Origin of the sequence: Phenylobacterium sp. (assembly GCF_031412415.1) — a bacterium.
GTDB lineage: Bacteria > Pseudomonadota > Alphaproteobacteria > Caulobacterales > Caulobacteraceae > Phenylobacterium.
This window is the reverse complement of record NZ_JANOCX010000357.1, coordinates 1-5,099: the sequence shown is the minus strand read 5'-3', so window position 1 is coordinate 5,099 and position 5,099 is coordinate 1. Positions and strand designations below refer to the sequence as shown.

General features: G+C 68.8%; 7 protein-coding genes. 4 read left to right on the top strand and 3 right to left on the bottom strand.

Annotated elements, in window-relative coordinates:
• A partial coding sequence (locus RMO04_RS17120) for a flagellin (protein WP_309645977.1) occupies positions 1-672 on the top strand: 672 nt, incomplete at its 5' end.
• A 3-nt stretch (positions 673-675) separates the two neighbouring features.
• On the opposite strand, the gene RMO04_RS17115 is transcribed toward RMO04_RS17120, so the two are convergent.
• A complete protein-coding gene (locus RMO04_RS17115; RefSeq protein ID WP_309645976.1) occupies positions 676-801 on the bottom strand; it encodes a hypothetical protein in 126 nt (41 codons plus the stop codon).
• A 266-nt stretch (positions 802-1,067) separates the two neighbouring features.
• Here RMO04_RS17115 and mnmA point away from each other — a divergent pair, with 266 nt between their 5' ends.
• A complete protein-coding gene (mnmA, locus tag RMO04_RS17110; protein WP_309645975.1) occupies positions 1,068-2,225 on the top strand; it encodes a tRNA 2-thiouridine(34) synthase MnmA in 1,158 nt (385 codons plus the stop codon).
• A 16-nt stretch (positions 2,226-2,241) separates the two neighbouring features.
• Complete coding sequence (locus RMO04_RS17105; RefSeq protein ID WP_309645974.1) at positions 2,242-3,429, top strand: acetyl-CoA C-acyltransferase; 1,188 nt, start codon at positions 2,242-2,244, stop codon at positions 3,427-3,429.
• Between the two features lie 6 nt (positions 3,430-3,435).
• On the opposite strand, the gene RMO04_RS17100 is transcribed toward RMO04_RS17105, so the two are convergent.
• Entirely contained in the window at positions 3,436-4,026 is a 591-nt protein-coding gene (locus RMO04_RS17100; protein WP_309645973.1) for a DUF3617 family protein, read from the bottom strand.
• A 123-nt stretch (positions 4,027-4,149) separates the two neighbouring features.
• Complete coding sequence (locus tag RMO04_RS17095) at positions 4,150-4,734, bottom strand: DUF3617 family protein (protein ID WP_309645972.1); 585 nt, start codon at positions 4,732-4,734, stop codon at positions 4,150-4,152.
• A 77-nt stretch (positions 4,735-4,811) separates the two neighbouring features.
• Between RMO04_RS17095 and RMO04_RS17090 the strand changes: the two genes are divergently transcribed.
• Entirely contained in the window at positions 4,812-5,084 is a 273-nt protein-coding gene (locus RMO04_RS17090) for a GNAT family N-acetyltransferase (protein ID WP_309645971.1), read from the top strand.
• The last annotated feature ends 15 nt before the right edge of the window (positions 5,085-5,099 follow it).

The window sequence follows — 5,099 nt, the reverse complement described above, 5'->3', positions numbered from 1 at the left end:
GACGGGGTTCGCCAGGCGATCGCCGAGTCCCTCGCCTCGGGCCGCGCAGACACTCTGATGCAGGACATCCAGGGCTATTTCCGCAACAGCGTCGAGGGCATGAACTCCCGCTATGGCGGCAAGTATCTGTTCGCGGGCGGCAAGATCGACACCCAGCCGGTGTCCGCCACGGCGCTGGCCGACCTCACCAACCCGGGCACGCCGCTGATCTCGGACTTCTTCCACAACGACGAGTTCATCACCCAGGCCAAGATCGACGACTCGACGACGGTCAACACCGGCCTGTTGGCCGACGACCTGGGGACCGACCTTCTGCAGGCGTTCAAGGACATCCAGGTGTTCGAGGAAAGCGGCGCGGGGCCGTTCACCGGGGTGCTGACCCCGGCTCAGGAGACCTTCCTGGAAGGCGTGCTGGCGACCTGGGACACGGTGCACCGCGATATCGTCAACGAAACCGCGCGCAACGGCATGGTCCAGAAGCGGGTTGAGTCGGTGAAGAAGGACCTGGTTTCGCGGCAGGACAGCCTGCAAGGCATGATCGGCGAGATCACCGACGCCGACATGACGCTGGCCGCGACGGCGCTGCAACAGGCCCAGCTCTCGGTCCAGGCCGCGGCGCAGGTGTTCCTGAGCTTGCAGAACAGCTCGCTGCTGAACGTCCTGCAGCCTTAAGGGCTAGAGGTTGAACTCCGCGCCCAGGCGGGCGACCAGGCGTTCGCCTGTCCAGACTTCGACGGCGTAGTTGTCCTGGCGCAGGGCGTCGGCTTGAGCGAGGGCGGCCTCGTCATCGGAAAACTGCAATTCTCGCGTGTCCCAAACACGTTCTTGCGGGCCCAGTACATAGAGGCGGTAAAAATTCATCGGCGCATCCCTTCCGGAAAACAGGTGGGAGCACAGCTCTCAGCCGCCGGTAGTCCTAAACGCTACTCGCCGACGACTTGGTGATCATACACCCGGCGACAAAGCGTCACTATCACGCTTTAGACATTTCTGATCGTCGGGTTTCCGACAATTTGGGAATTGCCCGCATCTCGCAATACCGGCCGGCAACGTCTACATAGCCGCCTATGAACGCGCCTTTCGCCGACACCGCCGTCGAGGCCGCCCGAGCCGCCGTGGGCCTGCCCGCCGGCGCGCGGGTGGTCGCGGCCATGTCCGGAGGGGTCGACTCCACGGTGACCGCCGCGTTGCTGGCGCGGGCCGGTTACGACGTGGTGGGCGTGACGCTGCAGCTCTACGATCACGGGGCGGCGGTGCAGAAGAAGGGCGCCTGCTGCGCGGGCCAGGACATCCACGATGCACGGACCGCCGCCGACGCGCTGAACATCCCCCACTACGTCCTGGACTACGAAAGCCGCTTCAAGCAGCAGGTGATCGAGGAGTTCGCCGACGCCTATCTGCGCGGGGAGACCCCGGTCCCCTGCATCCGCTGCAATCAGACGGTCAAGTTCCGCGACCTGCTGGATGTCGCCCGCGACCTGGGCGCTCAGGCGATGGCGACCGGGCACTATGTCCGCCGCGCCGAGGGCGTCGACGGGCCGGAGTTGCGTCGGGCCTTCGATCCCGCCCGCGACCAGAGCTATTTCCTGTTCGCCACGACTCGCGACCAGCTCGACTTCCTGCGCTTCCCCCTGGGCGGGCTGCCCAAGCCGGAGGTGCGCCGGGTGGCCGCCGAGCTGGGCCTGGCCGCCGCCGACAAGCCCGACAGCCAGGACATCTGCTTCGTGCCGGAAGGCCGCTACACCACGGTGATCGACCGGTTGCGCCCGCATGGGGCCGAGCCCGGCGACGTGGTGCACATGGACGGCCGCGTGCTGGGCCGCCACGAGGGCGTCACCCGCTACACCATCGGCCAGCGCCGGGGCCTGAACATCGCGGTCGGCGATCCGCTGTTCGTGGTGCGGATCGACGCCGACAGTCGCCAGGTGATCGTCGGGCCGCGCGAGGCGCTGCTGACGCGGGGCCTGACGCTGAAGGAAATCAACTGGTTGGGCGAGGGCGATAGTATCGGCGAGGCCGTCGGCCGCCCGGTGCTGGCGCGCGTGCGCTCGACCCGCGAACCCGTGCCGGGCCGCCTGACCTTCGAGGATGGCGTGGCCGGCGTGGCCCTGGACGAGCCCGAAGAGGGCGTCGCGCCGGGGCAGGCCTGCGTGCTCTACGCCCCCGAGGCCCCCGATCGGGTGCTGGGCGGCGGTTTCATCGCCGCGACCGTTCGGGCGATCTGACTTTCAGGAGACCTCCATGTCCGCCGCCGATCCCGTCGTCATCGCCGCCTACGCCCGCACGCCCATGGGCGGTTTCCAGGGGGTGTTGAGCCCCGTGAAGGCCACGGACCTGGGCGCGGCGGCGGTGCGGGCGGCGGTGGAGCGGGCTGGGCTCGATCCGCAGGCCGTGCAGCAGATCATCATGGGCTGCGTTCTGCCCGCGGGCCTGGGCCAGGCGCCGGCGCGCCAGGCGGGGCTGGGGGCGGGCCTGCCAAAGTCGGTGGAGGCCACGACCGTCAACAAGATGTGCGGCTCGGGCATGCAGGCCGCGATCATGGCGCACGACGCCCTGGCCGCGGGTTCGGTCGACATCGTCATCGCCGGCGGCATGGAGAGCATGACCAACGCCCCCTACCTGCTGGCCAAGCACCGGGGCGGGGCGCGGATCGGCCACGATACCATCTCTGACTCCATGTACCTGGACGGCCTGGAGGACGCCTACGATCCCGGCCGGCTGATGGGCTCCTTCGCCGACGAGACGGCCAAGGCCTACCAGTTCACCCGCGAGGCCATGGACGACTACGCGATCTCCTCGCTGACCCGCGCCAAGGCGGCTGTCGAGAGCGGCGCCTTCGCCCGCGAGATCGTCCCGGTGCAGGTGACCAGCCGCAAGGGGACTGAGACGGTCGCCCTCGACGAACAGCCGATGAAGGCCGACCCGGCCAAGATCCCGACCCTGCGGCCGGCCTTCGGCAAGGACGGGGCGATCACCGCGGCCAACGCGTCCTCGATCAGCGATGGGGCCGCGGCCCTGGTCCTGACGCGGGCCTCGGTGGCCGAGAAGCTGGGCCTGAAGGTCGTGGCGCGCGTGGTCAGCCATGCCGGCCATGCCCAGGAGCCCGGCCTATTCACCACCGCCCCGGTCCCGGCCATGCAGAAGGCGCTCGCCAAGGCCGGCTGGAGCGTGAAGGACGTCGACCTGTGGGAGGTCAACGAGGCCTTCGCCGTGGTCGCCATGATCGCCGAGCGCGACCTGGGCCTCGATCGCGGCCAGCTCAACGTGAATGGCGGCGCCTGCGCCCTGGGTCACCCCATCGGCGCCTCGGGCGCGCGGATCCTGGCGACCCTGCTCTCGGCGCTGGAAGCGCGCGGCGGCAAGCGCGGCGTGGCCAGCCTGTGCATCGGCGGCGGCGAGGCCACGGCGATGGCGGTGGAGCTGGTCTAGAGCCGCCTACTGCGCCTTCTGCGCCGCTTCGCGGAGGCTGACGACCTGGGGAATGGTGGCGGCGTTGTCGTTGAACGGCACCGGCCCGACCTGCTTGACCGTGCTCTCGTCGGGCTTGGGCTTGTAGCCCTCGATCCAGATGTCGCCCGGCTGATAGGGCTGGGGGCATTCGAACTGGAACTTGGCGTCGATGGACACCTTGCGCACGCCGTTGGCGGTCTTCAGCAGGGCGCCAGTGGTGGTCTGGGTCCCGCGCACCATGAAGCGGTGGACGAAGTCGCCATAGACCACGCCCTTGGTCTCGACCACGCCGTTCGTGCCCATGTCGCAGGTGGATTCAAAGTCCCAGCCGCCGTCCTCGCGACCCTTGAAGCTGTTGGTCTTGCAGTTGCCGCGGTTCATCTGCGCGCCCCACCAGTCGGCGGTCTTGGCGACCCGGTCGTTGAGACAGATGTTGGTGACGCGGGAGACGGCGCCGACATTGACGCTCTGTTCCCACAGGCCCGGTTGGCGGTCCGGCGGGACATCGGCCTCGCCGCACGCGGCCAGGCCCGCCGTGGCGAAGCCCAGAAGCAACAGGTGGCGCAGGCCGGACATGGGACCCCTCCCTCGCCCCACCGAAGCCGTGGGGGACGGTTTCCCATGGCGGAGCTAGGATGACTGGACCATGAACGCCCTGAGAAACCGTGAAGCTCCGTGGGCGTGGTTTATTTTTTCGGTCTACTTCGTCGGGGGCGCCATGGCGCCCATGGCCAGCAGGTTCATTTTCATGCCGTTCGGCATCTCCATGTCGCCGGGCTTGAAGTCGGCCGGGCAGGGGCCCTGCCAGGCGGCTTCCATCACCATCTTGCGCGAACCGTTCATCTGAGGCGCGCCGGCGCCCTCGGTCGTGGAGTCCGACTCCATCCGGTACTTGGTGTCGAAGTCGCCGGTGATGGTCCCGGTGCTGGTGGTCTTGCCGCCCGAGCCCATGTCGCAGACCGACGAGAAGGTCCAGCCGCCGCCCAGCTTGGGCGTCATGGTGGTCTGCTGGCACATGTCCTGGGTCGCCTGGCCGCCCAGGACGGAGAGCTTGGCCTCGGCCGCGGCGTCCAGGCAGATGCGGGTGGTCTGGCTGAACTCGGCCATGGTCACGGTCTGCGACCAGAGGCCGGGCTTGCGCTTAGGCATGGCGGCGGGGCCCGAGACCGGCGCGTTGGCCGCGGCGGGCGCCGCCTCGCCGACCGCGGCGGCTTTCTCGTCCGTCTTCCCGCAGGCGGCCAGGGCCAGCACCGCCGCCGTCATCGTCAATGCCCGCCGAACCATCCGCGCTCTCCCTGATATGGTGTCGGCCCCAGGCTAGCCGGGATCGAACGGGGGAAGGAAGGGGTTATGATGCGATGATGAGCCAGCTGCGAAACAACACCGACGACCAACGCTACGAGATGGACGAGAACGGGATGACCTCCTGGGCCGACTACCGGCTCGTGGACGACCGTCTCTATATCGATCACGTGGAGAGCCCCGTGCCCCTTCGCGGGACCGGGGCCTCGGGACGGCTTATGGCGGCGCTCGCCGCCGACGTCCGCGCCCAGGGGCTGAAGATCACCCCGATCTGCGGCTATGCGGCCGCCTGGCTGCGGCGCAGCCATGAGTTCCGCGATCTGGTGAGCTGAAGAAGGCCGCTCCCC